At 61.4% G+C, this 25,214-nt stretch carries 17 protein-coding genes; 14 read left to right on the top strand and 3 right to left on the bottom strand.

The window, feature by feature from the left end; all coding sequences use genetic code 11:
- The first annotated feature begins 54 nt into the window (after window positions 1–54).
- The 4 genes from ahcY (at window position 55) to HJA_RS17960 (ending at window position 6,398) form a co-directional block, all read left to right on the top strand.
- On the top strand, window positions 55–1,449 hold the full coding sequence (gene ahcY / locus HJA_RS08145; protein ID WP_035580556.1) for an adenosylhomocysteinase: 1,395 nt from the start codon (window positions 55–57) through the stop codon (window positions 1,447–1,449).
- A gap of 19 nt (window positions 1,450–1,468) precedes the next feature.
- A complete protein-coding gene (locus HJA_RS08140) occupies window positions 1,469–2,329 on the top strand; it encodes a formyltetrahydrofolate deformylase (protein WP_035580553.1) in 861 nt (286 codons plus the stop codon).
- An 18-nt stretch (window positions 2,330–2,347) separates the two neighbouring features.
- Window positions 2,348–3,529: a methionine adenosyltransferase gene (gene metK, locus HJA_RS08135; RefSeq protein ID WP_035580551.1), complete on the top strand. Its 1,182-nt coding sequence runs from the start codon at window positions 2,348–2,350 to the stop codon at window positions 3,527–3,529.
- 217 nt (window positions 3,530–3,746) lie between these two features.
- Window positions 3,747–6,398 carry a M10 family metallopeptidase gene (locus tag HJA_RS17960; protein ID WP_162177041.1) on the top strand — a complete coding sequence of 884 codons (2,652 nt, stop codon included), beginning with the start codon at window positions 3,747–3,749 and terminating at the stop codon, window positions 6,396–6,398.
- A gap of 8 nt (window positions 6,399–6,406) precedes the next feature.
- Here the strand turns inward: HJA_RS17960 and HJA_RS08125 are convergent, their stop codons facing one another.
- Both HJA_RS08125 and glmS read right to left on the bottom strand, forming a co-directional pair.
- Entirely contained in the window at window positions 6,407–7,333 is a 927-nt protein-coding gene (locus HJA_RS08125) for a hypothetical protein (protein WP_035580548.1), read from the bottom strand.
- Between the two features lie 86 nt (window positions 7,334–7,419).
- Window positions 7,420–9,246, bottom strand: a complete 1,827-nt coding sequence (gene glmS, locus HJA_RS08120) for a glutamine--fructose-6-phosphate transaminase (isomerizing) (RefSeq protein ID WP_035580546.1) — start codon at window positions 9,244–9,246, stop codon at window positions 7,420–7,422.
- A 308-nt stretch (window positions 9,247–9,554) separates the two neighbouring features.
- Here glmS and cysD point away from each other — a divergent pair, with 308 nt between their 5' ends.
- The 9 genes from cysD to HJA_RS08075 all read left to right on the top strand — a co-directional run bounded on the left by cysD (window position 9,555) and on the right by HJA_RS08075 (window position 22,128).
- Window positions 9,555–10,457 (top strand): sulfate adenylyltransferase subunit CysD, encoded by a 903-nt coding sequence (gene cysD / locus HJA_RS08115; protein WP_035580543.1) that lies wholly within the window; start codon window positions 9,555–9,557, stop codon window positions 10,455–10,457.
- Window positions 10,457–12,364 carry a sulfate adenylyltransferase subunit CysN gene (gene cysN / locus HJA_RS08110; protein ID WP_035580540.1) on the top strand — a complete coding sequence of 636 codons (1,908 nt, stop codon included), beginning with the start codon at window positions 10,457–10,459 and terminating at the stop codon, window positions 12,362–12,364. The genes cysD and cysN overlap by 1 nt, the downstream gene beginning before the upstream one ends.
- 66 nt (window positions 12,365–12,430) lie before the next feature.
- A complete protein-coding gene (locus tag HJA_RS08105; RefSeq protein WP_051597501.1) occupies window positions 12,431–13,489 on the top strand; it encodes a mannose-1-phosphate guanylyltransferase in 1,059 nt (352 codons plus the stop codon).
- Between the two features lie 85 nt (window positions 13,490–13,574).
- Complete coding sequence (locus tag HJA_RS08100; RefSeq protein ID WP_051597500.1) at window positions 13,575–15,230, top strand: flavin-containing monooxygenase; 1,656 nt, start codon at window positions 13,575–13,577, stop codon at window positions 15,228–15,230.
- A 118-nt stretch (window positions 15,231–15,348) separates the two neighbouring features.
- Window positions 15,349–16,863: an acetyl-CoA acetyltransferase gene (locus HJA_RS08095; protein WP_035580538.1), complete on the top strand. Its 1,515-nt coding sequence runs from the start codon at window positions 15,349–15,351 to the stop codon at window positions 16,861–16,863.
- Window positions 16,864–16,920: 57 nt separating this feature from the next.
- Window positions 16,921–17,931: an NAD(P)H-dependent glycerol-3-phosphate dehydrogenase gene (locus tag HJA_RS08090; RefSeq protein WP_035580534.1), complete on the top strand. Its 1,011-nt coding sequence runs from the start codon at window positions 16,921–16,923 to the stop codon at window positions 17,929–17,931.
- Window positions 17,932–18,141: 210 nt separating this feature from the next.
- Window positions 18,142–19,878, top strand: a complete 1,737-nt coding sequence (locus tag HJA_RS08085) for a type I secretion system permease/ATPase (protein ID WP_035580531.1) — start codon at window positions 18,142–18,144, stop codon at window positions 19,876–19,878.
- Window positions 19,871–21,193, top strand: a complete 1,323-nt coding sequence (locus HJA_RS08080) for an HlyD family type I secretion periplasmic adaptor subunit (protein WP_051597499.1) — start codon at window positions 19,871–19,873, stop codon at window positions 21,191–21,193. Before HJA_RS08085 ends, HJA_RS08080 begins: the two co-directional genes overlap by 8 nt.
- A 98-nt stretch (window positions 21,194–21,291) precedes the next feature.
- On the top strand, window positions 21,292–22,128 hold the full coding sequence (locus tag HJA_RS08075) for an enoyl-CoA hydratase-related protein (protein ID WP_035580528.1): 837 nt from the start codon (window positions 21,292–21,294) through the stop codon (window positions 22,126–22,128).
- Window positions 22,129–22,144: 16 nt separating this feature from the next.
- Here HJA_RS08075 and HJA_RS08070 read toward each other — a convergent pair whose 3' ends face one another.
- Window positions 22,145–22,648, bottom strand: a complete 504-nt coding sequence (locus HJA_RS08070) for an Lrp/AsnC family transcriptional regulator (protein ID WP_081814598.1) — start codon at window positions 22,646–22,648, stop codon at window positions 22,145–22,147.
- Window positions 22,649–22,823: 175 nt separating this feature from the next.
- Here HJA_RS08070 and HJA_RS08065 point away from each other — a divergent pair, with 175 nt between their 5' ends.
- Window positions 22,824–25,211, top strand: a complete 2,388-nt coding sequence (locus HJA_RS08065; protein WP_035580525.1) for a hypothetical protein — start codon at window positions 22,824–22,826, stop codon at window positions 25,209–25,211.
- Window positions 25,212–25,214: the final 3 nt, after the last annotated feature.

Genomic DNA, 25,214 nt, shown 5'->3' with positions numbered 1-25,214 from the left:
GCCTTTTGCTACGGCGCATGTTACCGGCGCACAAACGCATAAAGGAATGTTGATATGGCCAAGTCATACCACGTCGCAGACATCACGCTCGCCGATTTCGGACGCAAGGAAATCGCCATTGCCGAAACCGAAATGCCGGGCCTGATGGCGGCACGTGAGGAGTTCGGGAAAGAACAGCCGCTGAAAGGCGCGAAGATCGCCGGCTCCCTGCACATGACCATCCAGACGGCCGTCCTGATCCAGACACTGGAAGCCCTCGGCGCGGACGTTCAGTGGGTTTCCTGTAATATCTACTCCACACAGGATCACGCCGCCGCGGCCATTGCCGCCAATGGTACCCCTGTCTGGGCCTACAAGGGCGAGACGCTGGAAGAGTACTGGGACTATACCGACCGCCTCTTCCACTGGCATGACGGCACGGCGCCGAACCTGATCCTGGACGATGGCGGCGACGCAACGCTCTACCTCGTCCTCGGCGAGAAAGCGGAAGCCGACCCGTCTGTTCTGGCCAAGCCGTCTTCGGAAGAAGAGATCGCCCTGTTCGCGCAGATCAAGAAGCGGATGGAAGCGTCCCCAGGCTGGTTCGCCAAGACCAAGGCTGGCATCAAAGGCGTCTCCGAGGAGACGACGACAGGCGTCAACCGCTTGTATCAAATGGAAAAACGCGGCGAGCTGCCCTTCCCGGCAATCAACGTCAATGACAGCGTCACCAAGTCGAAATTCGACAACAAATATGGCTGTAAAGAGAGCCTGGTCGACGCGATCCGCCGCGGCACAGATGTCATGATGGCTGGCAAGAAAGCCTTCGTCGCCGGCTATGGCGATGTCGGCAAAGGGTCGGCCGCTTCGCTCTCCGGTTCCGGCGCCCGCGTGGCCGTCTCCGAGGTCGACCCGATCTGCGCCCTGCAGGCCGCGATGGACGGCTATGAAGTTCTGACGATGGAAGAGGCTGCACCGAAGTTTGACATCTTCGTCACGTCCACGGGCAACCGCGACATCATCACGGTCGACCATATGCGTGCCATGAAAGACATGGCGATTGTCTGCAATATCGGTCACTTCGACAATGAGATTCAGGTCGAGGGCCTGCGGAATTTCGAGTGGACCAACATCAAGCCGCAGGTGGACATGATCACCTTCCCGGACGGGAAACGCATCATCCTCCTGTCGGAAGGCCGCCTCGTGAACCTCGGCAACGCGACAGGTCACCCGTCCTTCGTGATGTCGGCTTCGTTCACCAACCAGACGCTGGCCCAGATCGAACTGTGGACGCGCGGGCATGAGTACGAGAACAAGGTCTACACCCTGCCCAAGCACCTGGATGAGAAGGTCGCCATGCTGCACCTTGAAAAACTTGGGGTTCAGCTGACGGAACTCTCCCGTGAACAGGCCGACTATATCGGCGTAAACACGGCCGGCCCGTTCAAGCCTGAGCATTACCGCTACTAGGGTCCAGCAGGGACGCAGCATGACGACCGGCGATCACATCCTGACATTGTCCTGCCCGGACCGGGTCGGGATCGTCGCGACGCTGGCACGGCTTATGGAGGCGAATGACTGTTTCATCGCCTCCTCCCGCACATTCGGCGATACCGGATCCGGGCAATTCTTTGCCCGGCTCGTCTTCCGCGGGCCGGAGGGCGGCGAGGTGCCGCTCAGCCTACTGGGCGACATTGAAGAAGCGGCAGAAGAGCTGGAAGCCGACTGGAGCGTTGCCCCGGTCGGCCAGCGGATGCGCACGCTCCTTCTGGTCTCCCAGTCAGACCATTGCGCCAACACGCTGCTCTACGCGTCACGGCGCAAAGAGCTGCCGATCGACGTTGTCGGGATCGTCTCGAACCATGATACGCTGAAAGACCAGTTTGCCCATTTCGGCCTGCCCTGGTTCCATATTCCGGTGACGGCCGCGACCAAGGCCGAAGCGGAAGCGCGGCTGTTCAACGTGGTCGAGGAGACGGGCGCCGACCTCGTCGTCCTTGCCCGCTACATGCAGGTGCTGAGCGACGAAGCCTGCCGGGAGCTGGAAGGCCGGTGCATCAATATCCACCACTCCTTCCTGCCGAGCTTCAAGGGCGCGCGCCCCTATCACCAGGCCCACGCCCGCGGCGTGAAGGTCATCGGCGCCACCGCCCATTATGTCACCGCTGACCTCGATGAGGGCCCGATCATCACCCAGGTCACCGAAACAATCGACCACACCTATACCCCTGCCGACATGATCGAAACCGGCCGCCACCTGGAAGGCACCGCCCTTCTGCGCGCCGTCAAAGCGCATGCAGAGCACCGCGTTTTCAGCCATGCCGGCCGGACCATCGTTTTCGCCAGATAAGCCCCAGAGGAAATTGCCATGAAACTTTCCAGCCACGAATTCACTTCCGAAAGCGTCTCGGAAGGGCATCCCGACAAGGTCGCAGACCAGGTCTCGGACGCAATTGTCGACTTGTTCCTCGCAAAGGACCCGTCGGCAAAAGTCGCGGTGGAAACCCTGACTACAACCAACAAGATCGTTCTGGCTGGCGAAGTGCGTACGAACAATGGCGCGGTCGTCACCGAAGAGGAGATGAACGAAGCGGCCCGCAATGTGGTCAAGCGGATCGGCTATGAGCAGGAAGGCTTCCACTGGGAGAACCTGTCGATCGACAATCTGGTCCATGAACAGTCTGCCGAGATTGCCCAGGGCGTTGAAGAAGGCCAGGGCCTGTTCAAGGAAGAAGGCGCCGGAGACCAGGGCATCATGTTCGGTTACGCCACCAACGAGACCCCGGAACTGATGCCAGCAACGCTCGTTTACTCACACCAGATCCTGCAGAAACTGGCGGCCCTGCGCCACTCCGGCGCCCGTCCGCAGCTGGAACCGGACGCCAAGAGCCAGGTCACGCTGCGATATGAAGGCTCCCGCCCCGTCGGGGTGAACGCCATCGTCGTCTCCCACCAGCATGGCAAGGATGTGAGCCAGGACGAGCTGCGCGAAATTATCCGGCCGGTCGTGGAGGAAGTGCTGCCAGAGGGCTGGTTCCCGCCGGAAGACAAATTCTATGTGAACCCGACAGGCAGCTTCTACATTGGCGGACCGGACGGCGATGCAGGTCTCACGGGCCGCAAGATCATCGTCGACACCTATGGCGGTGCAGCCCCGCATGGCGGCGGCGCCTTTTCCGGAAAGGACCCGTCAAAGGTCGACCGGTCAGCCGCCTATGCGACGCGCTACCTGGCCAAGAACGTTGTGGCAGCCGGCCTGGCCGAACGCTGCACCATCCAGGTGAGCTACGCGATCGGCGTATCGCAGCCCTTGTCGATCTATGTCGATACGCATGGCACCGGGCGTGTAGAGGAAACCCGCATCGCCAGCGCCCTTCGCGAAATGTTCGACCTGTCCCCCAAAGGCATTCGAACACACCTAGAGTTGAACCGCCCGATTTATTCGCCCAGCGCAGCCTATGGACATTTTGGGCGTAAACCTGGCGAGAACGGCGCCTTCAGTTGGGAAAAGACCACGCTCGCCGGAGAACTCGCACGGCTGGTGAACTAAACCTCTGCCATACCCCGAAAAAGCGATAATCCGGCAAAATCTCTGCAACCTAAATACGGGTTTCGGGAGTTTTGCCGGCTTTGCGATAAATCTGGCAGTCCCTTTGCTTTCAACCATTGCCTGTTGGGCCTGTTCTGTGTGAAATCAAACTCGCTTCCGGAAGCTCAAGGCCTCCGGCTGAAGGCATTGACGCCAGACTTGCGAGGATATCATGCGCATGGACTTCCTGACCTCGGGCTCCTTCGAATCCATTTCCCTTTCCGACGGAGTATCCGGGCCAGCTTATGGCATGGCCGCACCAGCCAGCCACGTATCCGCACACATCGATTTTTCGCCCTTTGGGGGAAACGGGATGGCCTCCTCGCCTTTTCTGACCTTCGAGGGAAGTGATGGCGTGATCTCCTTCTTCAGCAAGTTTGCGTTCGCCGCAGGCGGCGATACGACCCATGCGCAGAGCTCCGGCGTTCTGTACGCCGGGGAAGACGTACCTGGAGATACCAGCACAACAGTAACACTGGCAGTTGGCGGATCTGTCACCGACACTATCGAAGTTAGCGGGGATCAGGACTGGTTTGCCGTGAACCTCGTTGCCGGACAGCGCTATCTGATCACCCTGACAGGCACAGGTACTGACCCGCTGGACGATCCTTATCTCGAAGTGATGGACTCAAACGGGAATCAGGTTCGCTTCAATGACGACTCCGGTGATGGACTGAATTCCAGCCTCTATTTCGTCCCTGAAACGTCCGGCACATACTATGTGAACGCGCATGGCTGGGAAGACGATCAGGGCAACACATCGACCGGTGAGTACACTGTCACACTGCAAGAAGCTGAGCCCATCGGAACCTACACGTACGACGAAATCGCGAACTTCATCACACATGAATTCGAAGCTCCCCATCGCTGGGCAGATACCGACCTGACCTATGATATCAGCGGCCTGAGCGCGGGCGCACAGATCCTTGCCATCCGGGCGATGGAAACATGGGCGGACATGACCAGCCTGACCTTCACCGAAGCAACCGGAAGCGCTGACATCACCTTCCAGAATACAGAAGCCGGTGCCTATGCCAGCACCTCCTACGGGGGCACGGATTCGGATGGCTATTTTATCATCACCTCCTCCACCGTGAATGTCGCGGCGGACTGGTTCGGTGGCGATCTAAGTCTGGACAGCTACACCTACCAGACCTTCCTGCATGAGATTGGCCACGCGCTCGGCCTTGGGCATGCCGGACCGTACAATTCCAGCGCAACTTATGGCCAGGACAATATCTACATCAACGACAACTGGTCCTATTCGTTGATGTCCTATTTCGATCAGTACGAAGCCGGATTTGGCAATTACCGTTTCGCGCTCGGCCCACAGATCGCCGACATTATCGCCATCCAGACCCTATATGGCACCAATCCGGACGGCACGCGGACGGGCAACACCACTTACGGCTTCAATTCTACGGAGACTGACATTAACGACTGGTCGCAGTTTGTGGTCGTGCAACCGGAAGGTACTTATGTACGTCCGCCGTCTTACGCCATCTACGACACAGGCGGAGTCGATACGATTGACTTGTCGGGTTACACGCGCGGCCAGACGCTGAGTCTCATCCCGGAGACCTTCTCGAGCCTCGGCGACCGCCCAGACAATAACTCTCCTGTCTATGTAAATAGCGTCTCAATTGCGCGCGGCACGATTATCGAGAACGCCATCGGCGGCAGTGGGAACGACAGCATTACAGGAAATTTCGCCAACAACACACTGGATGGCAGAGGCGGCAGCGACTTCCTCAATGGCGGCGGCGGAGACGACACCCTCATCGGCGGCTTCGGCGCCGACACGCTCATCGGCGGAGCAGGCTTCGATACCGCCGATTATTCTGGCGCAACGTCCGGCATCACCGTCCGGCTCTGGAATGGCACAGCAAACGGAAACGTCGCAGAAGGCGACACCCTCTCCTCTATCGAAGCTGTCATCGGCAGTACCTATGGCGACATCCTCGCCGGATCATCCGGAAACGACACCCTCAATGGCTGGGGCGGTAAAGACGTCCTCAATGGCGGCGGCGGAGACGACACCCTCATCGGCGGCTTCGGCGCCGACACGCTCATCGGCGGAGCAGGCTTCGATACCGCCGATTATTCTGGCGCAACGTCCGGCATCACCGTCCGGCTCTGGAATGGCACAGCAAACGGAAACGTCGCAGAAGGCGACACCCTCTCCTCTATCGAAGCTGTCATCGGCAGTACCTATGGCGACATCCTCGCCGGATCATCCGGAAACGACACCCTCAATGGCTGGGGCGGTAAAGACGTCCTCAATGGCGGCGGCGGAAACGACATCCTCATCGGTGGCTTCGGTGCCGACACCTTCGCCTACCTTTCAGGTGCAGATGTTATTGAAGATTTCGGAACAGGGAATGGGGATGTCATTGACCTGACGAATATTGGGTCTGTCTCCAATATGACGGAACTTCAGGCGCTCTATAGCCAGTCCGGCTCGGACGCGGTTTTCGACTTCGGGGGCGGCAACACCCTGACAGTCAGGAACCATACCTGGTCCGACTTGTCGTCCGGCGATTTCCTGTTCAGCGACGCGGCAGCAGAAGTTATCAAACCCGGCATGCCGGTCGCCGAAGTACAGGGCGGTTCGGACATCGCGCTTCAGGAAGCTCAGTTCGACTTCTCCAAACTCGGAAGCACGGAATATTCAAATGACGTGGTGGTCGAGCACGCCGCAACAGTATTCGCAATGACGCAAACCATCGAACAAACAGCTGTCCAGGCCCCCGATTTCATCGTTGAGACACAACACACATACTTTGATTATGATGTTCAGCTGCACCACGATGACTTCTTCCTTGTCTGACGGCCAGATCAGCTGAACTCCACACGCTCCTGCGAGAAGTGGAAGAGTGAACGCGTCTCATCATCGATTGTGTCTCCGGGCACGTTCAGCAACTGGTGCATCGCATTCTTGCGGTCTTTCAGGGCGTGATCGAAATCCTGTTCGATCAGCCGGTCGACGCCGGTCCGGGTCATGGCGTCCCGGACCTCCATATACAGCGTGAGTGAACCGCCGAGGAACATGGATTCGTAAGCGATCTTGCTCGCGATCTTGTCGTGAATGTCCGTATACTGGAATTGCTTTTCCATGACGGATTTGCGCTTGCAGATGAAGTCGATCTCGTGGCGGTACTGTGGATGGCGCAAATACATGCTTTTGAGCGCCATCATCTCATTGTCGATCCGTGTCTTGACCTCATCCGGGAGGGACTCGCTGAGGATGATGACGATATCGATGTCGGAGCCCTTCACCATCTCCCCCGACGCTTCATGTTCACGCGGTTCGTTGTGGGCCAGGAAGTAGGCAAGGTCGCCGGCGATAAACGCACAGAGCTGGCTGCGCAGTTCCCGTCCGAGACTGACGAACAGATGCTTCATCACTTGCTGGGCGACGCTGATTTTTTCCCGGCTGATTTCACGGTGCATGTTGGACAAGGTGCCTTGCCGTTCGATCATGCGATCGCGCTGGCCCGGCAAACCAAACAGGGAAAAAGATAGGAAATCGCGCTGGATCGAGGGGCTGAGACGCACCTGGTCCTCTCGCGTGATGTCATAGCGCAGGTAATAGCTGGCAAAGTGGGAGACGTGAAAGGTCCGGCTGCGATAGCAGGCCTGCCAGAGCGCCAGCACAGGCACATCCGGCATGGCCTCCGCCAGCTCCTTGCCGATCAGAGGACCTTCTGCGGCAATCAGCTGAACCACGCGGGTTTCAATTTCCTGAAGGTCGGTTGTCACCACGCCCTGCTCCTCTCAGCCTGAACCGGCAACGAAACTAGCCGGAGTAAACTGTTTAGACCAGAAAGGGTTCAGAACCTCGTAATGCGCTATTCGACCGTGACAGATTTCGCCAGGTTCCGGGGCTGATCGACGTCCGTCCCCTTCGCAACGGCGACATGATACGCCAACAGCTGCAAGGGAACCGCCGCCAGAATCGGAAGCGTGAAATCGTCACCGTCCGGGAGGCGTATGACATGGTCTGCCCGGTTTCCGGCCGCCGCAATGCCGGCATCATCTGAAATCAGGATGACCCTCGCCCCTCTGGCGCGGATCTCCTCAACATTCGAGATTGTCTTTTCGAACAGCTCATCCTTCGGCGCGACCACGACAACCGGAAGGTCTTTTTCGATCAGGGCAATCGGCCCGTGCTTCAACTCGCCTGCGGCATAGCCTTCCGCATGAATATAGGAGACTTCCTTCAGCTTCAGCGCCCCTTCCAGGGCGAGCGGGTAGTACCGCCCCCGGCCAAGGAACAGCACATCCTTGGCCTGGGTCAGGGTTTTCGCGATCTCCGCAATCTGTTCCTGAGCCTCCAGTGCCTCGGTCACCTTCCGCGGCAAGGCCAGCAGGTTCTTCACCGCCGTCACTTCATCACCCGGCAGCAAATGCCCGCGCTCGCGCGCTGCTGCCAGAGCCATCACAGCCAGAACAGACAGCTGCGCCGTAAATGCCTTGGTGGAGGCCACGCCGATTTCGGGTCCGGCATGGGTCGGCACAATGGCACCGGCTTCACGCGCGATGGAACTTTCAGGCACGTTGACGACCGCGATGGCCGTCGTGCCGTTTTCACGGCAGTACCGCAACGCGGCCAAAGTATCGGCGGTCTCTCCGGACTGACTGATGAACAGTGCCGGCCCGGACTGGGGAAGCACGGGCTGCCGGTATCTGAACTCTGAGGCAATGTCGGTTTCCAGCGACAGGCGGGCCGCCTGCTCGAACCAGTATTTTGCGGTGAACGCGGCATAGTATGCCGTGCCGCAGGCGATGGCGACGGTCCGGTCCGCAGCCGTGAAGGCGGCGGTTGCCACGGTGCCAATGTCCAGCGTACCGGTGGCCTGGTCGACATAGGGCATGATCGAGCGCGCAATCGACTCCGGTTGCTCATGGATCTCCTTGAGCATGAAGTGATCATATTCCCCGCGTTCGATCAGCGCGTCATTGACGGCAGACGTCACGCGCTTGCGATTGACCCGCTCACCGCGCGCATTGCGGATGTCGAAACTGTCCGGTGTCAGAACGCACCAGTCACCCTCTTCCAGATAGGTCACGTCCCGGGTGAACGGCGCCAGGGCGATGGCATCGGACCCGAGGAACATCTCTCCCTCGCCATAGCCGAGCACCAGCGGGCTGCCACGGCGGGCGCCCATCATCAGGCCCTGCTCCCCCTGGAAAATCACGGCCAGCGCGAAAGCGCCATCCAGTTCGCCGAGCGTCGCTTCAAACGCATCGACCGGGCTCAGTCCCTCACTGAGCTTCTGGTCCAGCAGCTGTGCAACCACTTCGGAATCGGTTTCGGACTCGAAGACGCGTCCACCTGCCTGCAGGGACTGCCGGAGCTCCCGGAAATTTTCGATGATCCCGTTGTGTACAATGGCCACCCGGCCGGCCAGATGCGGGTGAGCGTTCGCCTCATTCGGTTTGCCGTGCGTGGCCCAGCGCGTGTGCGCAATGCCCGTTGTTCCTTCAAGCGGATCGGCATCCAGCAATGCCTGCAGGTTCACGATCTTGCCCGGCGCGCGGCGGCGGTCGAGCCCGTCCGTACCGGCAATTGCGACGCCCGCACTGTCATAGCCGCGATATTCCAGCCGCTTCAGACCATCGATCAGCCTGTCTGCGACGGGCGCGCTACCCGAGATTGCTACAATTCCGCACATAGTCTACTCCGCTCTCACAGTTTGCTCCATAAACCGTGGCATCGGGGCAGGATAATGAAACTTTGTGAGCAATTACGACAAATTCTCTTCCAGGGCAGGTGTTGCCCTCCGAAACGGGCGCAAGACCCGGCCGATGTCTGACCTCAAAGCGGCCTGAGGGAATGTCAGCAAAATCCCAATCGGGAGGTTTGACCTCTGTAAGGACCCCTGTAAGACGGCTCCCGTAAGCGGTGCTCAATGCTAGATTAAGTTCCAACTCCCGCCATCGCCTGAAATAGACACACGAAAGAACTACGGAGCTCTGTCTTTTGCCCACTCTGACCCACCTCGACAGGCTGGAGGCCGAAAGCCTTCACATCATTCGTGAAGTTGCCGCTGAATGCGAAAACCCGGTGATGCTGTATTCCGTCGGCAAGGATTCCGCCGTGATGCTGCACCTTGCGATGAAGGCATTCTACCCGTCTCGCCCACCATTCCCGCTGATGCATGTGGATACGACGTGGAAGTTCCGCGAGATGATCGAGTTTCGTGATCGCAAAGCCGCCGAAATGGGCATGGACCTGATTGTCCATATCAATGAAGACGGTGTGAAGGACAATATCGGCCCCTTCTCACATGGCTCTGCTGTCCATACCGATGTGATGAAAACGCAGGCACTGAAACAGGCGCTCGACAAGTACAAATTCTCTGCAGCCTTTGGGGGTGCCCGCCGGGATGAAGAGAAGTCCCGCGCCAAAGAGCGGATCTTCTCGTTCCGCTCCGCCGAGCACCGCTGGGATCCGAAACGCCAGCGTCCGGAAATCTGGAACCTGTTCAATACGCGCATCAACCAGGGCGAGAGTATCCGCGTCTTTCCCCTCTCGAACTGGACCGAGCTGGACATCTGGCAGTACATCCGCCGCGAGAACATCGAGATTGTCCCGCTCTACTTCGCAGCCGAACGCCCGGTGGTGAACTGGAACGGCGTTGACATCATGGTCGATGACGACCGCATGCCGGATGAACTGGCGAAGACCGCCGTGATGAAATCCGTCCGCTTCCGTACGCTCGGCTGTTACCCGCTGACGGGCGCTGTGGAGAGCACCGCTGCCACACTCGACGACATCATTCAGGAAATGCTGCTGACCACGACATCCGAGCGCCAGGGCCGCGTGATCGACGTCGACCAGTCCGCGTCCATGGAAAAGAAAAAACAAGAGGGCTATTTCTGATGCGCCTCACCGATGATCTGATCGCCACCGATATTGCTGCCTATCTCGAGAAACACGAGAACAAGTCCCTGCTGCGTTTTATCACGTGCGGCTCGGTCGATGATGGCAAGTCCACCCTGATCGGCCGCCTGCTCTACGATTCGAAGATGATCTTCGAAGACCAGCTGGCTTCGCTCGAAGCAGACTCCAAGAAGGTCGGCACGCAAGGTGAGAATATCGACTTTGCCCTCCTCGTCGACGGTCTTGCCGCCGAGCGCGAGCAAGGCATCACGATCGATGTCGCCTATCGTTTCTTTGCAACCGATAAGCGGAAATTTATCGTCGCCGACACGCCCGGACACGAACAGTACACCCGCAACATGGCGACCGGCGCGTCGACGGCAGATGTCGCCATCCTGATGATCGATGCCCGCAAAGGCATTCTCACCCAGACGCGGCGCCACTCCTTCATCACGACTCTGCTCGGCATTCGCCGGCTGGTGCTCGCTGTGAACAAGATGGACCTGGTCGATTATGACGAGACCATCTTCAATGACATTGTCGACGATTTCTACGCTTTCGCCGACGAGCTGGCGACGGACCTGGAGATCCAGCCAATCCCGATGTCGGCGCTGGCCGGCGTCAATATCACAAACCATTCCGACGAGACCGGCTGGTATGAGGGCCCGACCCTCATGGAGTATCTGGAAAACGTGCCGGTGGGTGACCACCGCCTCAACGCCGCCTTCCGGATGCCGGTGCAATGGGTGAACCGTCCGAACCTGGATTTCCGCGGCTTTTCCGGTCAGATCGCATCAGGCACCGTCAAGCCGGGCGACCGTGTCAAATCCATGCCGTCCGGCAAACAGTCCACGGTTGAGCGGATCGTGACCGCTGATGGTGATCTCTCCGAGGCGATCGCAGGCCAGTCCGTCACACTGACGCTGGCTGACGAGATCGACGCCTCCCGGGGCGACGCCATCGTCACGGCAGACGACCCGACAGAAGTGTCTGATCAGTTCCAGGTTCGCGTCCTGTGGATGAACGAAGCCCCGCTCCTCCCCGGCCGCCGCTACCTGCTCAAGATCGGCGCCAAGACGGTGACGGCCACCGTGAACGCCCCGAAATACGGGATCGACGTCAACACCTTGTCGGACGTTCCGGCAAAGACGCTCGAACTCAACCAGATCGGCGTCACCACGATTTCGCTCGATCAGCCGATCACATTCGACCCATATGACGTCAACCGCAATCTCGGCGGCTTCATCCTTATCGACCGGATGAGTAATGACACGGTTGGCCTCGGCCTGATCGACTTTGCGCTGCGCCGGGCCTCGAACATCCATTGGCAATCCATGGATGTGGACCGCAACGCCCTGGCCGAACAGAAAGGCCAGAAGCCGGCGGTGCTCTGGTTCACCGGCCTGTCCGGATCGGGCAAGTCGACGATTGCCAACGCCCTGCAGAAGCGCCTGTTTGCCCTTGGCAAGCACACCTTCTCACTGGATGGCGACAATGTCCGCCATGGCCTCAACCGCGATCTCGGCTTCACCGATGCGGACCGTGTCGAGAACATCCGCCGCGTCGCCAATGTCGCCAAGCTGATGTCCGATGCGGGCCTCATCACGCTCGTCTCCTTCATCTCGCCCTTCCGGGCGGAGCGGCGCATGGCCCGCAACATGATGGCAGACGGTGAGTTCATTGAGATCCATATCGACACGCCGCTCGACGTCGCCGAACAGCGGGATGTCAAAGGCCTCTACAAGAAGGCCCGCGCGGGCGAGATCAAGAACTTCACCGGCATCTCGAGCCCGTACGAGGCCCCTGAAAATCCGGAGCTACGGATTGACACGGTAAACCGGAACCCGGATGACGCTGCCGAGGAAATTCTCGACTACCTGAAAGAGCACGGCTTCCTCGGCGCCTGATTTGCATACGCGAGTGTGCATACGCTTCAGGCCACAAGCCTGGGCTGGGACGGCGAAAGGAAGACAATGCGGATTTATCCCGTAATCATGTGCGGCGGCGCGGGGACGCGTCTTTGGCCGGTCTCCGTTCAGGCACACCCGAAACAGTTCCACCGCCTGGTGACGGACAAGACGGTGTTCCAGGATACGGTGCTGCGTCTGAAGGGGGATGATTTCGCCCCGCCGGTCGTGATTTCGAACCAGCGCTATGCCGGCCTTGTTCGCGAGCAACTGGCGGAAATCGAGGTAGAAGCCGGCGCGGTGATCCTCGAGCCCATGGCCCGCAATACCGCTGCCGTGGCGGCTGTCGCTGCCCGGCACATCGCCGACAAGGACCCGGATGGCCTGGCCCTGCTCCTGCCGTCTGACCATTTCATCGGCCAGCCGGACGTGTTCGTCAAAGCCGTGTCCGAAGCGGCCCGGATGGCGAAGTCCGGCTACATCACGACCTTCGGGATCAAGCCTGACCGGCCCGAGACCGGCTTTGGCTACATCCAGCGCGGCGAGGGCATCGGCGGCGCGCTCTACACCGTGACCGAGTTCAAGGAAAAGCCGGATCTGGAAACGGCGATGAAATACATCGCGGACCCGGCCTTCAGCTGGAATGCGGGCATCTTCCTGTTCCCCGCCTCGCTGATGATCGACGAGCTCGAGACCCACGCGCCGGACATTCTGGATGCCGCTTCGGCCGCGCTTGAAGCCGCCACCCACCCGGAAGGCAACATCCTGCTGGACCCGGAATGCTTCATGGCTGTGCGCTCCACCTCCGTCGACTATGCGGTGATGGAACAGACCTCCAGGGCCGCGATCTACGCGCCTCTGGACTGCCAGTGGAACGACATCGGCACCTGGGGCATGATCGGCGCGATCCGTAAGCAGGACAGCACAAACCCGCCGGTGTCGATCGATGCCGAGGGCTGCACGGTGCTGTCGGATGCCGGGCATACGGTGGCCCTGGTTGGCGTGAAGGACCTCTGTGTGGTCGTTGAGGAAGGCCGGGTTCTGGTGGCGTCGAAAGACCGGACGCAGGACGTTGGCAAGGTCGTCTCCGCCCTGCGCGAGGCGGGCCGCGACGAGCTGCTCTGAACCTGCCTGCCCCGGCGTGACAGGCTCTCAATTCAAAATCCTGTGGTAAATTCCCTCCAGCTGTCTTGCAGCGGGAGGAAAAAACATGCCGGGAGCCGAAGGTGCCGGTGCAGGGAAAAAGCCTGCCAAAACAACAAAGTATGATACCGTAATCGTGGGTGCCGGTTTCGCCGGCATGTATATGCTGCACAAGCTACGCGGCATGGGATTGAAGGCGCATGTCTTCGAAGCCGGCAGCGGAGTCGGGGGAACCTGGTTCTGGAACCGCTATCCCGGCGCGCGCGTCGATATTGAGAGCCAGGAATATTCGTTCTCCTTCTCCAAGGAACTGGAGGAAGAGTGGCAATGGTCGGAGCGTTACGCGCCTCAGGGTGAGCTGCTCGACTATGCCAATCACGTCGCGGACCGGTTCGATCTGCGCCGCGACATCAGCTTCAACACCCGTATTAACGCCGCATCATATGATGACCATACCGGACTATGGCGGATCACAACGGACCAGGGCGAGACCATAGAGGCACGCTATTGTGTCATGGCGACCGGCTGTCTGTCCGCGGCCAAGACGCCGGACATTCCGGGCGCCGGAACCTTCAAGGGCCTGACCCTCAGCACGGCGACCTGGCCGGAGGACGTCGACCTCTCCGGTAAGCGGGTCGGCATCATCGGTACCGGCTCCTCCGGCATCCAGACGATCACCACCATCGCGCCGCAAGTCGGCGAGCTGTTCGTCTTCCAGCGCACACCCAATTACAGCGTACCGGCCCATAATGGTCCGCTGGACCCGGCCGTGCGCGAGGACTGGCTGGCCAACCGCGAAGACTACCGCCAGCAGCAACGCGAATCCGGCATCGGCATCGTGACGCTGGAACCGACCGAAGAGCTGGCGCTGGAACAATCGGAAGAAGACCGCCTGCGGGAATTCGAACGGCGCTGGGCGAAGGGCGGCTTCTGCGTCGGCGCGCCTTATGCCGATACCGGCGTCGATCCGGCAGCCAACAAGCTGCTGGCAGATTTCGTTGCCGGGAAGGTCCGCGAAATCGTGAAGGATCCCGAGACGGCAGACCTGCTGATCCCCAAGACCTATCCCTTCGGCACGAAGCGCCTGGTCGTCGATACCGGCTATTTCGAGGTCTACAATCAGGACAATGTCCACCTGATCGACCTCAACAAGTCGCCTATCGAGACCATCACCGAGACAGGCTTGCGCACCAGCGAACGCGATTATGAGTTCGACGTGCTGATCTATGCCATCGGCTTTGATGCCATGACGGGCTCGCTGGAGCGGATCGACATTCGCGGCCGGGACGGCCTGAAGCTGAAGGACAAATGGGCGGCCGGGCCGCTCACCTATCTGGGCCTGACCGTATCCGGTTTCCCGAACATGTTCATGATCACCGGGCCGGGCAGCCCGTCGGTCCTGTCCAACATGATCGTCTCCATCGAACAGCATGTCGACTGGATCGCAGACTGTATTCAGGACATGGCCGAGCGGCAGCTGAACGTGGTGGAGGCCACACCGGAGGCAGAGGCCGAATGGGTGGCCCATGTGAATGAGGTGGCGACGGAGACGCTCTACCTGCAGGCCAATTCCTGGTATCTCGGCGCGAATGTGCCGGGCAAGCCGCGCGTGTTCATGCCTTATGTGGGCGGCGTCGGTGTCTACCGCGAAGTTTGCGACGATGTCGCCGCGAATGACTACAAGGGTTTCACCCTGTCCCGCGCACCGGCCGAGGCTTCCTGAAACAGGCCTGCAGATTGGCCGCAGATTGCCCTAAGGGCTTTCCCCGGCGTCCCGTCTCGAAACCTGCCTGATCCCGCGATAAGCAGGGATCAGGCATAAATATATTCGGGAGCGAACAATGGCCAAAGGGGATCTTCCTGTACTCGTCGGCGTCGGCCAGAGCCTCAGCCAGTGGGACGGCACAGCCGGGCCAGCCGGGGCGCCCTCCCCGCTGTCGCTGATGGTGGATGCGTCCAAAGCCGCCCTCGCCGATACCGGTGCGGCAGGCATCGCAGAGGCCATCGACACGCTTGCCGTGGTGCGCATCTTCGAGGATTCCGTGCGCGGCGCGCCGCACCCGCATGGCCACAACACGAACCTGCCCGGCACGCTGGCGCGTGACATCGGCGCCGCCCCTGCCCACCTGATCTATGAGACCGTCGGCGGACAGAGCCCGCAGGCCCTCGTCAACGAGATGGCGGCCAAGGTCTTCGAAGGCGAGATCGAGTGCGCGCTGATCTCCGGCTCTGAAGCCAACCGCGCCTCCAAGGGCGCACGCCGCCACGGCGTGGAGATCAACTGGGCCGACGGCGCCGACGCCGAGTATGAAGACCGCGGCACCGGCCCGATGATGCTGAGCCGCGAAGAGATCAAGCACGGCATTGTTGCCCCGGCCTATTTCTACGCCCTGTTCGAAAACGCCATCGCCGCCCGCGAAGGCCGCTCGCGCAGTGAACACCGCAAGGCCATGGCGCAGCTGTTCCAGCCCTTCACGGCCGTCGCCGCAAAGAACCCCTACTCTCAGTTCCCGGTCGAGCATTCGGTCGAGTTCCTGTCGACGCCGTCCAAGGCGAACTATGAATATGCCGACCCGTTCCTGAAATGGTTCATCGCGCAGGACGCCGTGAACCAGGGCGCCGCTGCCATCGTGATGAGTTCGTCGAAAGCTGACGAGCTCGGCATTGCGGAAGACAAGCGCGTCTATCTGCACGGCGCCGGCGAAGGCTCCGACGATTTCATTTCCGTCCGCCCACGGCTGGATGGCTCCTTCGCCATGGAGGCCGCAATCTCCCGCGCGCTGGATCAGTCCGGCAAGACGGCTGCCGACATGGCGCACTTCGATCTCTATTCCTGCTTCCCCTGCGCCGTGTTCTCCTCGACGCAGGCGCTGGGCGTCGACTGGAAAACCGACAAGCGTCCGCTGACCCTGACCGGCGGCCTGCCCTTCTTTGGTGGCCCGGGGAACAATTACTCCCTGCACGGAATTGCCGAAATGGTTGCCAAGCTTCGCGGCGATGCCGGGACGTTCGGTCTCGTCCTCGCCAATGGCGGCTGGATGACCAAGGAAGCCGTCGGTGTCTATTCAACCGCCAAGCCGGCTGAGTTCACACCGGTTGCCCGCTATGCCCGTCCGGCAGAAGAAATCGAATTGTGCACAGAGAGTTGTGTCGCCAAGCTCGAAACCTTCACGGTCACGCATGGCAAGGAAGGCCCCAACAAGGGCATTATCTTCGCCCGCCTGCCGGATGGCCGCCGCGCGCTCGCCAATGCCAGCCCGGCTGCCCTCGCCGTCTTGCGCGAGGACGCAAGCCCCGTCGGCCGCAGCGTGAAAATCACGGTGGACGGCGAAACGGGCACGTTCGACTTCACCTGATCGCTGCTATGACAGCGGCGGCTTGCCGAGACTGACGGTTTCGCCCAAATTCCGGGCATGACAACGCATTTCAAGAAGTTCGGCGTGATCGGCGGCGGCGCCTGGGGCACGGCCATCGCACAGATGCTGACCCGTGACGGCCAGGACGTGCTGATCTGGTGCCGTGAGGCAGACGTCGCAGAGGCGATCAATACGGACCATGAGAACACCGTCTTCCTGCCGGGCGTGGCGCTGAAACCCGCCCTGAAGGCGACCAGCGACCTTGCCGACCTCGCAGGCATGGATGCTGTCTTCGCGGTGGCCCCGGCCCAGCACACCCGCGCGACTCTGAAGGCGCTGAAAGGCACGCTGAAGCCCGGCACGCCGGTCGTGCTCTGCTCCAAGGGGATCGAGCTGGCGACGGGCGAGTTCATGACGCAGATCCTGAAGGACGAGCTGCCAGAGGCGGTGCCGGCCGTCATGTCCGGCCCGAGCTTTGCCATTGACGTCGCGCAGGGTCTGCCGACGGCGGTGACCTTCGCCATCGAGGACGAAACGCTGGGGACCGAACTGATCGCGGCGATCTCCACCCCGACATTCCGGCCCTATCTGGCGCATGACCTGCTGGGCGCAGAAATCGGCGGCGCGGTGAAAAATGTGCTGGCCATCGCCTGCGGTATCGCCCTCGGCAAGGGGCTTGGCCGGTCGGCCCATGCGGCCCTGATTGCACGCGGCAGCGCGGAGATGACACGGCTCGCCCTGAAGCTCGGCGCGGAACGGGAGACGCTGGCAGGCCTCTCGGGCCTCGGCGACCTCGTCCTGACCTGTTCCTCGGAGACCAGCCGGAACATGAGCTGTGGCATGGCGCTCGGCAAGGGCGACTCCCTGGACAGCATCATGGGCGCGCGCAACGCCGTGACCGAAGGCGTCGCGACCGCACCCGTGCTGCGGAAACTGGCCGCGAAACATGGCGTGGAAATGCCGATTTCAGACGCAGTCGCCGCCGTGATCGAGGGCGAAATCAGTGTCGACGAGGCCATCGTGCGCCTGCTGATGCGGCCGACGCGGGCCGAAGCCGTCACCGCCTGACGGGCTGGCCCGGAATTTGCTACAATTTCAGGGTGAAACCGGACGTTTCCTGTCATTGCAGGCATGGTAGTGTCCTGAAACCTTGCATCCCCCGGCCGGGGGAACGACAATTGGACGGTTGCATGATTGTAACCGTTGCCCGCTAGATATGGCCGCTCCGCAGCACCGGGAAATGGTCTGCCGGGTAACGGAACAGGATCCGTCTGATCGATGACAGCCCGTCACACACCCAATGAAATGATCGAGGCCCTGACGGCCTCGAAGGGTGTCGTGTTCCACCTGCTGGCCTTCAGCCTGGCCCTGAACCTGCTCATGCTGACCGGGCCGCTTTACATGCTGCAGGTCTATGACCGGGTGATCCCGTCCCAGTCGATGCCGACGCTGGTGGCGCTCTCGGTGCTGATCCTGATGCTGTATGCGACGCTCGGCATTCTCGAATGGGTCCGCACCGGCCTGTTCTCCAGCGCCGCCTCGCGCTTTGAGGACCGGCTCAGCGAGCGCGTGGCGAATGCCTCGATGGACCTCGCCCTCAAAGAGGCCGGCCAGCTCAGCGACAAGCCGCTGCGGGACCTGCGACAGCTGCGCCGCTTCTTCTCCGGCCCGGTTCCCGGCGCCGTCATGGATGCGCCCTGGAGCCCGCTTTTCTTTATCGTCCTGTTCATGCTGCACCCGATCTTCGGCCTGTGGGCCGTGTTCGGCGCAATCGTCCTGGTCGGCATCGGCTTCCTCAACCAGCGCCTCACCGACAAGCATCTGCGTGAAACCGAAATCATGGAGCGCACGGCGCAGGCCCATTCCCAGGAAATGGTCCGCAATGCCGAAGTCATCGACGCCATGGGCATGCGGCCGAACCTGCGCAGCCGCTGGCGGCAGTCCTTTGACGCCTCCGACAACCGGATGTTCCAGTCCGGCCGGCAGCTGTCCGGCTTCACCGCGGGCACGAAAGCGTTCCGCCTGTTCCTGCAATCTGCCATTCTCGGCATCGGTGCCTGGCTGGTGATCCGCGGCACCAACGGCATGACGACCGCCGGCGAACTGGTGGCCGCCTCCATCCTGATGGGCCGCGCCATTGCCCCCATTGAGCAGAGCGTCGCGCAATGGCGCTCGATTATCTCCGCACACGAATCCTGGACGGCGTTGAAGGCCATCCTGGAAAAAGTCCCGCCGCGCGGCGACGCGATGGAGCTGCCGCCGATCCAGGGGCATCTCAGCGTGGAGAACCTCTATGGCGGCCCGCCCGGTTCCCGCAAGCCGGTGATCCGGAACCTCAGCTTCCAGCTGCAGCCGGGCGACGTGCTGGGCATTCTGGGGCCAAGCGCCGCCGGCAAGTCCACCCTCGCCCGCCTGATGACCGGCGTCTGGCCGCTGATCTCCGGTACGGTCCGACTGGATGGCGCCGAACTCGGCCACTACAGCCGCGAACAGCTCGGCCGCCAGATCGGCTATCTGCCCCAGCAATCTGATCTCATGTCCGGAACGATCCGGGAGAACATCGCCCGGTTCGATCCGCAGGCTGAGCCAGCTGCCATCATCTCGGCGGCGCAGGCGGCGGCCTGTCACGACCTGATCCTGCGCCTGCCGGATGGATATGACACCGAAGTCGGTATGGCCGGGGCGTTCCTCTCTGCCGGCCAGCGCCAGCGTGTCGGCCTGGCAAGGGCGCTCTATGGCGATCCGTCCTTCGTCGTCCTCGACGAACCGAACTCCAATCTCGACGCCAAGGGCGACGAGGCCCTGCAGCTGGCCATCCGCAAGCTGCAAGAACGCCGCGCAACGACGATCATCGTGGCGCACCGCCCCAACGCGATTGCCAATTGCAACAAGCTTCTGGTGATCGAAGACGGTGAGATGAAAGCCTTCGGCCCGCGCGATGACGTGCTGTCGAAGATCCTGCCGAAGCCTTCCGGCGTGCCAAGCATCCGCAAGCGGACGGAAAGCAATGGCTGATCAGGCCCAGGCCCTTCCTGAACGCGCCCGTCAGACCGATGCCGCGCACCTCTCCGCCGTCCGCATCGGCTGGGGTGTGATCACGCTCGTCTTTGGCGGCCTGTTCCTCTGGTCCCTTCTGGCCCCGTTCGAGGGCGCCGTGCTGACGGGCGGACAAGTTGTCGTGGAAGGCAACCAGCAGGCCGTGCAACACCTCGAAGGCGGGATTGTGCGCGAGATCTATGTCTCGGAAGCAGACCATGTGACCGCCGGGCAGAAGCTGATCTCGCTCGATCCGATCACGGCCGATGCGACGGTCGATGCACTGGAAGCCCGCCTGTTCGACCTGCTGGGCACCGAAGCCCGCCTGATCGCAGAGCGCGACAACAAGCCCTCACTGGCCCTGCGCTCCGGCTTCACCGACCTTGCAGACAATCCGAAGATGCAGGATGTGCTGGACAGCCAGCAGACCCTGCTGACCGCCCGCACACAAACGCGTGCCACGCAGCTGAAAATCCTGCAGCAGCGGATCGACCAGCTCACCACACGCATCAACGGCATGAACCGCGAGATCGAGTCGAAAGACAACCAGATCGCCCTTCTGGAAGATGAAGTCGGGCGTTTCGAGAAGCTCAGTGCACAGGGCAATGCCTCCGAAGTGCGCGTCCTGGCACTCAAGCGGGACCTGTCGCGCCTTCAGGGCGAGAAGGACTCCCTGATTTCAGATATTGCCGCGACGGAGGTCCAGATTGGCGAAACGCGTAGCGAGATCCTGCGCGTGGAACAGGACTCCCGGGAAGCCATTCTGTCGGAGCTGCGCGAGACCCAGACCCAGATCGGGGAACTCAGCGAGCAAAGACTGACCGCGCTCGACCGGCGCAAACGCCTTGACATTCTTGCGCCGAGCAGCGGACGCGTCATCGGGATCCGCACGCACACCGTCGGCGGCGTTATCAACCCGTCGGAACCCATCATGTATGTGGTGCCCGAGGATGACAGGCTGGTGGCGAAGCTGCGCGTCAATCCTGTGGACATCGACAAGATCGCCGTAGGCCAGACCGCTTCCCTGCACTTTTCGGCCTTCGACCGGAACGAAACTCCGCGCTATGATGGCGAAGTGCTGAAAGTCTCCGCCGATGCGCTGATCGACCCGAATTCCGGCATCGCGTACTACGAAGTCATCGCCTCCATTCCGGACGAAGCGCTGGCATCGGAAGACTTCCCCATCGTGCCGGGCATGCCGGTCGATGCCAGCCTGCACACGACCCGCCGGACCGTGATCTCATACCTCATCAAGCCGCTGGTCGATTCCGTCTCCCGGACTTTCAGGGAATAGGCCGGTGTCGGGGCCTGCATCGGCCCCGCCTGCCCCGCCGTCACCTCTGGCAGCGCCGGGCCCGGCTGCTACAGTTCTTCCAAACTGAGGAGGAACACATGGCTTACGAGTGCTTTGAGGTCACCATCGAAGACAAGATCGCCCATATCCGGATGAACCGGCCCGAGGCGCTGAACACAATGAACAAGGCGTTCTGGAACGAACTGCCGGAAATCATCCACGACATCGACAACAATGCCCGCGCCCGGGTGATCGTGATCTCGTCAACCGGCAAGCACTTCTCCGGCGGCATGGACACAACCGTCTTCACCGGTGACCGCGATGCGCCCAAGCATGACCGCTACATCATGGCCGAAGCCCTGCGCTCCAACATCCGGCACATCCAGCACAGCTTCAGCTGCATGGAAGAGGCCCGCATGCCGGTACTGTTCGCCCTGCATGGCGGCGTGATCGGCGGGGCGGTGGACATGATCTCCGCCGGCGACATCCGCTGGTGCACCAAGGACGCCTTCTTCTCCATCATGGAGACCAATATCGCCATGACGGCCGACGTCGGCACCTTCCCGCGCCTGCAGCGCTACATCCCTGAAGGCTGGGTCAAGCAGATGGCCTATACCGGCATGCGCCTGCCCGCCGCCAAGGCGAAGGAGATCGGCCTCGTCAATGACGTGTTCGACACGCATGAAGAGATGATGGAAGCGGTGATGGGTGTGGCCCGCGAAATCGCTGGAAACAGCCCGCTGGCCGTGACCGGCTGCAAGGTGCTGATCAATTACGGTCGCGACCACAACACCGCCGACACGCTGGACTATATCGGCGTGTGGAACGCGGCGATGTTCCCGCCGCCGCACATGGCCGAGGCGTTCAAGGCACGGATCGAGAAGCGCGATCCGGACTATCCGGACCTGTCGGAGCTGCGCGACACGGCGATGTAGACCGGGCCGCGGAACTTCACTTACGCGCCTGGATCTGATTGGCCTGCACCTGCCGGGAAAGTTCCGGCGGACGGCGCTTCTGCACCACGGGACGCAGGGCGAAGCTGGACTTGATGCTGCGCACTTCCGACAGACCGGCCAGCCGCTCTGTCAGGAAGCGTTCAAACTCGTCCAGACCGTCCACGGCAATGCGGAGCAGATAGTCATCGTCTCCGGTCATGAGATAGCAATCCATGACTTCAGGCGATTCCTCCATCGTCTTCTCGAAAACAGACAGGGTCTGGCGCTTCTGGTCGACCAGAGACACCCAGGTGAAGACCGAGAAAGCGCCGCCCAGCAGCGCCTCTGACAGGTGCGCCTGATAACCCTGAATCACGCCCATCTCTTCCAGCTTGCGAATACGGTTCACCGTCGGCGTCTGCGACAGGCCGACGGCGGCAGACAGATCGGAAATGCTGATCCGGCCCTGCTCGGTCAGGGAATCAAGAATCCTGATGTCAATTTTATCCAGAGCAGTCATTATCACCTCTAAATATCAAATCTGGAGTAAAATACATAACTATATGGTCAAATGACAATGTGAATTAGTGGGATTTCCTGCGGGCCGGATGGTAATCTCCCCAAACACAATGACCCGTACGCAACAGGACACCCGCTGCGTCCGGAAGGCAGTTATGTGGTAAAGGGAAACAGACATGCCGAACGAGCTGGATCATCTCAAAACCCTCGAACAACGCCTGCTCTGGCTTTCCGCCTGGATGGTGCACAATGCCAATCACCTGCGCCCGAAGGGCGAAGGCGATGTGAAAGTGGGCGGGCACCAGGCCTCCTGCGCCTCGATGGTGTCGATCATGACGGCGCTCTATTTCCACACGCTGAGGCCCGAAGATCGCGTGGCGGTGAAGCCGCATGCCTCGCCTGTTTTCCACGCGATGCAGTACATCATGGGCAACCAGACACTGGAGAAGCTGAAGAATTTCCGCGGTTATGGCGGCGCGCAGTCCTATCCGAGCCGCACCAAGGATGTGGACGATGTGGACTTCTCCACCGGGTCGGTCGGTCTGGGCGTGGCAGAGACGGCGTTCGCCTCCCTCGTGCAGGACTATCTCGCCGCCAAGGACTGGGCGGAAGAGCGCCCGCTTGGCCGCATGGTCGCGCTGGTGGGCGATGCGGAGCTTGACGAAGGCAACGTTTACGAGTGCCTGCAGGAAGGCTGGAAACACGACCTGCGCAATACCTGGTGGATCATCGACTATAACCGCCAGAGCCTCGACGGCGTCGTGCATGAGGGCCTGTGGGAGAAGATCGAGTCGATCTTCAAGGCCTTCGGCTGGCGCGTTGTCGTGCTGCGCCACGGCGCCTTGCAGCGGGCAGCCTTTGAGGAGCCGGGCGGCGAGGCGCTAAAATCCTGGATCCAATCCTGTCCGAATGCGGATTATTCGGCGCTGACCTATCAGGGCGGCGCTGCCTGGCGCAAGCGCCTGATGGACGACCTCGGCGATCAGGGCGACGTCTCTGCCCTGCTCTCGAAACGCAGCGACGAGGAGCTGAACGCCCTGATGAACAATCTCGGCGGCCAGTGCCTCGAGACGCTGACCGAGGCCTTTGACAGCATCACCGATGACCGGCCGACCGTGTTCCTCGCTTACACAATCAAGGGCTGGGGCACGCCGTTGGCGGGCCACAAGGACAATCATGCCGGCCTGATGAATCCGGCACAGATGGCGGACTTCCAGCAGCATATGGGCGTGCCGGAGGGCGAGGAATGGGAGAAGCTGGCGACCGTCGAAGACAAGGACGGGATGAATGCCTTCCTTGGCAAGGTGCCGTTCTTCGCGGCAGGCTCCCGCCGGTTCACGGCGCCCCGGGTCAAAAGCCCCGGCCCCGTCTTCCTGGACGACCGCACGCTCTCCACGCAGGCCGGCTTCGGCAAGATCCTCGATACGCTGGCCAAGGGCGAGAGCGAGATTGCGGACCGCATCCTGACGACCTCACCGGATGTCACCTCCTCCACCAATCTCGGTCCATGGGTGAACCGGCGCTCCCTCTTTGCCCGGACGGAAAAGGAAGACACCTTCCGCCAGCAGCGCATCCCCTCAACGCAGAAATGGCAGTTCTCACCGGCTGGCCAGCATATCGAGCTTGGCATTGCGGAGATGAACCTCTTCCTGCTGCTTGGCGCAGCGGGCCTGTCGCATTCCCTGTTCGGCGAACGGCTGATCCCCATCGGTACGGTCTATGACCCGTTCGTGGCGCGCGGCCTCGATGCGCTGAACTATGCCTGCTATCAGGATGCCCGCTTCATCATCGCCGGTACGCCGTCGGGCGTGACGCTCGCCCCGGAAGGCGGCGCGCACCAGTCCATCGGCGCGCAGCTGATCGGGATGAGCCAGGACGGCCTTGTCAGCTTCGAACCCGCCTATCTCGACGAGCTCTCCATCATCATGGACTGGAGCTTCGACTATCTCCAGCGCAGCGGCGAGAACGATCCGGACGAACGCACCTGGCTGCGCGACGAGACCGGGGGCTCGGTCTACCTCCGCCTGACGACGCGACCGCTGGAACAGCTGGACCTAAAGGCACGCGACGACCAGGCCTTCCGGCAGGGTGTCGTCGATGGCGCCTACTGGCTGCGCGAGCCCGGCCCGAACTGCGAAGTCGTGATTGCCTATCAGGGCTGCGTCGCCCCGGAAGCCATTGAGGCCGCCGGGCGCATCGGCAATGACCGGCGTGACATCGGCGTGCTGGCGATTACGTCGGCAGACCGGCTGAACTCCGGCTGGACCGCAGCGCGCCGCGCTCGGGCCCGCGGTCATAGGGATGCGACCAGCCAGATTGAACGTCTGATGGCGGATGTTCCGCGCGATGCAACGCTGATCACGGTGACCGATGGCCACCCGGCGACGCTCGCCTGGATCGGCAGCGTCATGGGCCATCGCACTGCGCCGCTCGGCGTCGAGCACTTCGGGCAAACCGGCACGATCGATGACCTCTACCGGCACTTCATGATCGATGCAGACTCGATCGTGGCGGCAGCGAACTATCTCTCCGCTGGCCGGCGGATCGGCCTCAGCGTTCGCTAGGCG

The organism is Hyphomonas jannaschiana VP2 (assembly GCF_000685215.1).
In the GTDB taxonomy this organism is placed as follows: domain Bacteria; phylum Pseudomonadota; class Alphaproteobacteria; order Caulobacterales; family Hyphomonadaceae; genus Hyphomonas; species Hyphomonas jannaschiana.
The sequence above is the reverse complement of the archived record's forward strand: the minus strand, read 5'-3'. Positions and strand labels throughout refer to the sequence as shown.

Bases quoted from the DNA above. Each gene is read 5' to 3' on its own strand.
- HJA_RS08065 (WP_035580525.1), top strand. From the start codon at position 22,824: ATGCCGAACGAGCTGGATCATCTCAAAACCCTCGAACAACGCCTGCTC.
- HJA_RS17960 (WP_162177041.1), top strand. From the start codon at position 3,747: ATGGACTTCCTGACCTCGGGCTCCTTCGAATCCATTTCCCTTTCCGAC.
- metK (WP_035580551.1), top strand. From the start codon at position 2,348: ATGAAACTTTCCAGCCACGAATTCACTTCCGAAAGCGTCTCGGAAGGG.
- HJA_RS08100 (WP_051597500.1), top strand. From the start codon at position 13,575: ATGCCGGGAGCCGAAGGTGCCGGTGCAGGGAAAAAGCCTGCCAAAACA.
- HJA_RS08105 (WP_051597501.1), top strand. From the start codon at position 12,431: ATGCGGATTTATCCCGTAATCATGTGCGGCGGCGCGGGGACGCGTCTT.
- ahcY (WP_035580556.1), top strand. From the start codon at position 55: ATGGCCAAGTCATACCACGTCGCAGACATCACGCTCGCCGATTTCGGA.
- HJA_RS08085 (WP_035580531.1), top strand. From the start codon at position 18,142: ATGACAGCCCGTCACACACCCAATGAAATGATCGAGGCCCTGACGGCC.
- glmS (WP_035580546.1), bottom strand. From the start codon at position 9,246: ATGTGCGGAATTGTAGCAATCTCGGGTAGCGCGCCCGTCGCAGACAGG.
- HJA_RS08140 (WP_035580553.1), top strand. From the start codon at position 1,469: ATGACGACCGGCGATCACATCCTGACATTGTCCTGCCCGGACCGGGTC.
- HJA_RS08075 (WP_035580528.1), top strand. From the start codon at position 21,292: ATGGCTTACGAGTGCTTTGAGGTCACCATCGAAGACAAGATCGCCCAT.
- HJA_RS08090 (WP_035580534.1), top strand. From the start codon at position 16,921: ATGACAACGCATTTCAAGAAGTTCGGCGTGATCGGCGGCGGCGCCTGG.
- HJA_RS08080 (WP_051597499.1), top strand. From the start codon at position 19,871: ATGGCTGATCAGGCCCAGGCCCTTCCTGAACGCGCCCGTCAGACCGAT.
- HJA_RS08095 (WP_035580538.1), top strand. From the start codon at position 15,349: ATGGCCAAAGGGGATCTTCCTGTACTCGTCGGCGTCGGCCAGAGCCTC.
- HJA_RS08070 (WP_081814598.1), bottom strand. From the start codon at position 22,648: ATGACTGCTCTGGATAAAATTGACATCAGGATTCTTGATTCCCTGACC.
- cysN (WP_035580540.1), top strand. From the start codon at position 10,457: ATGCGCCTCACCGATGATCTGATCGCCACCGATATTGCTGCCTATCTC.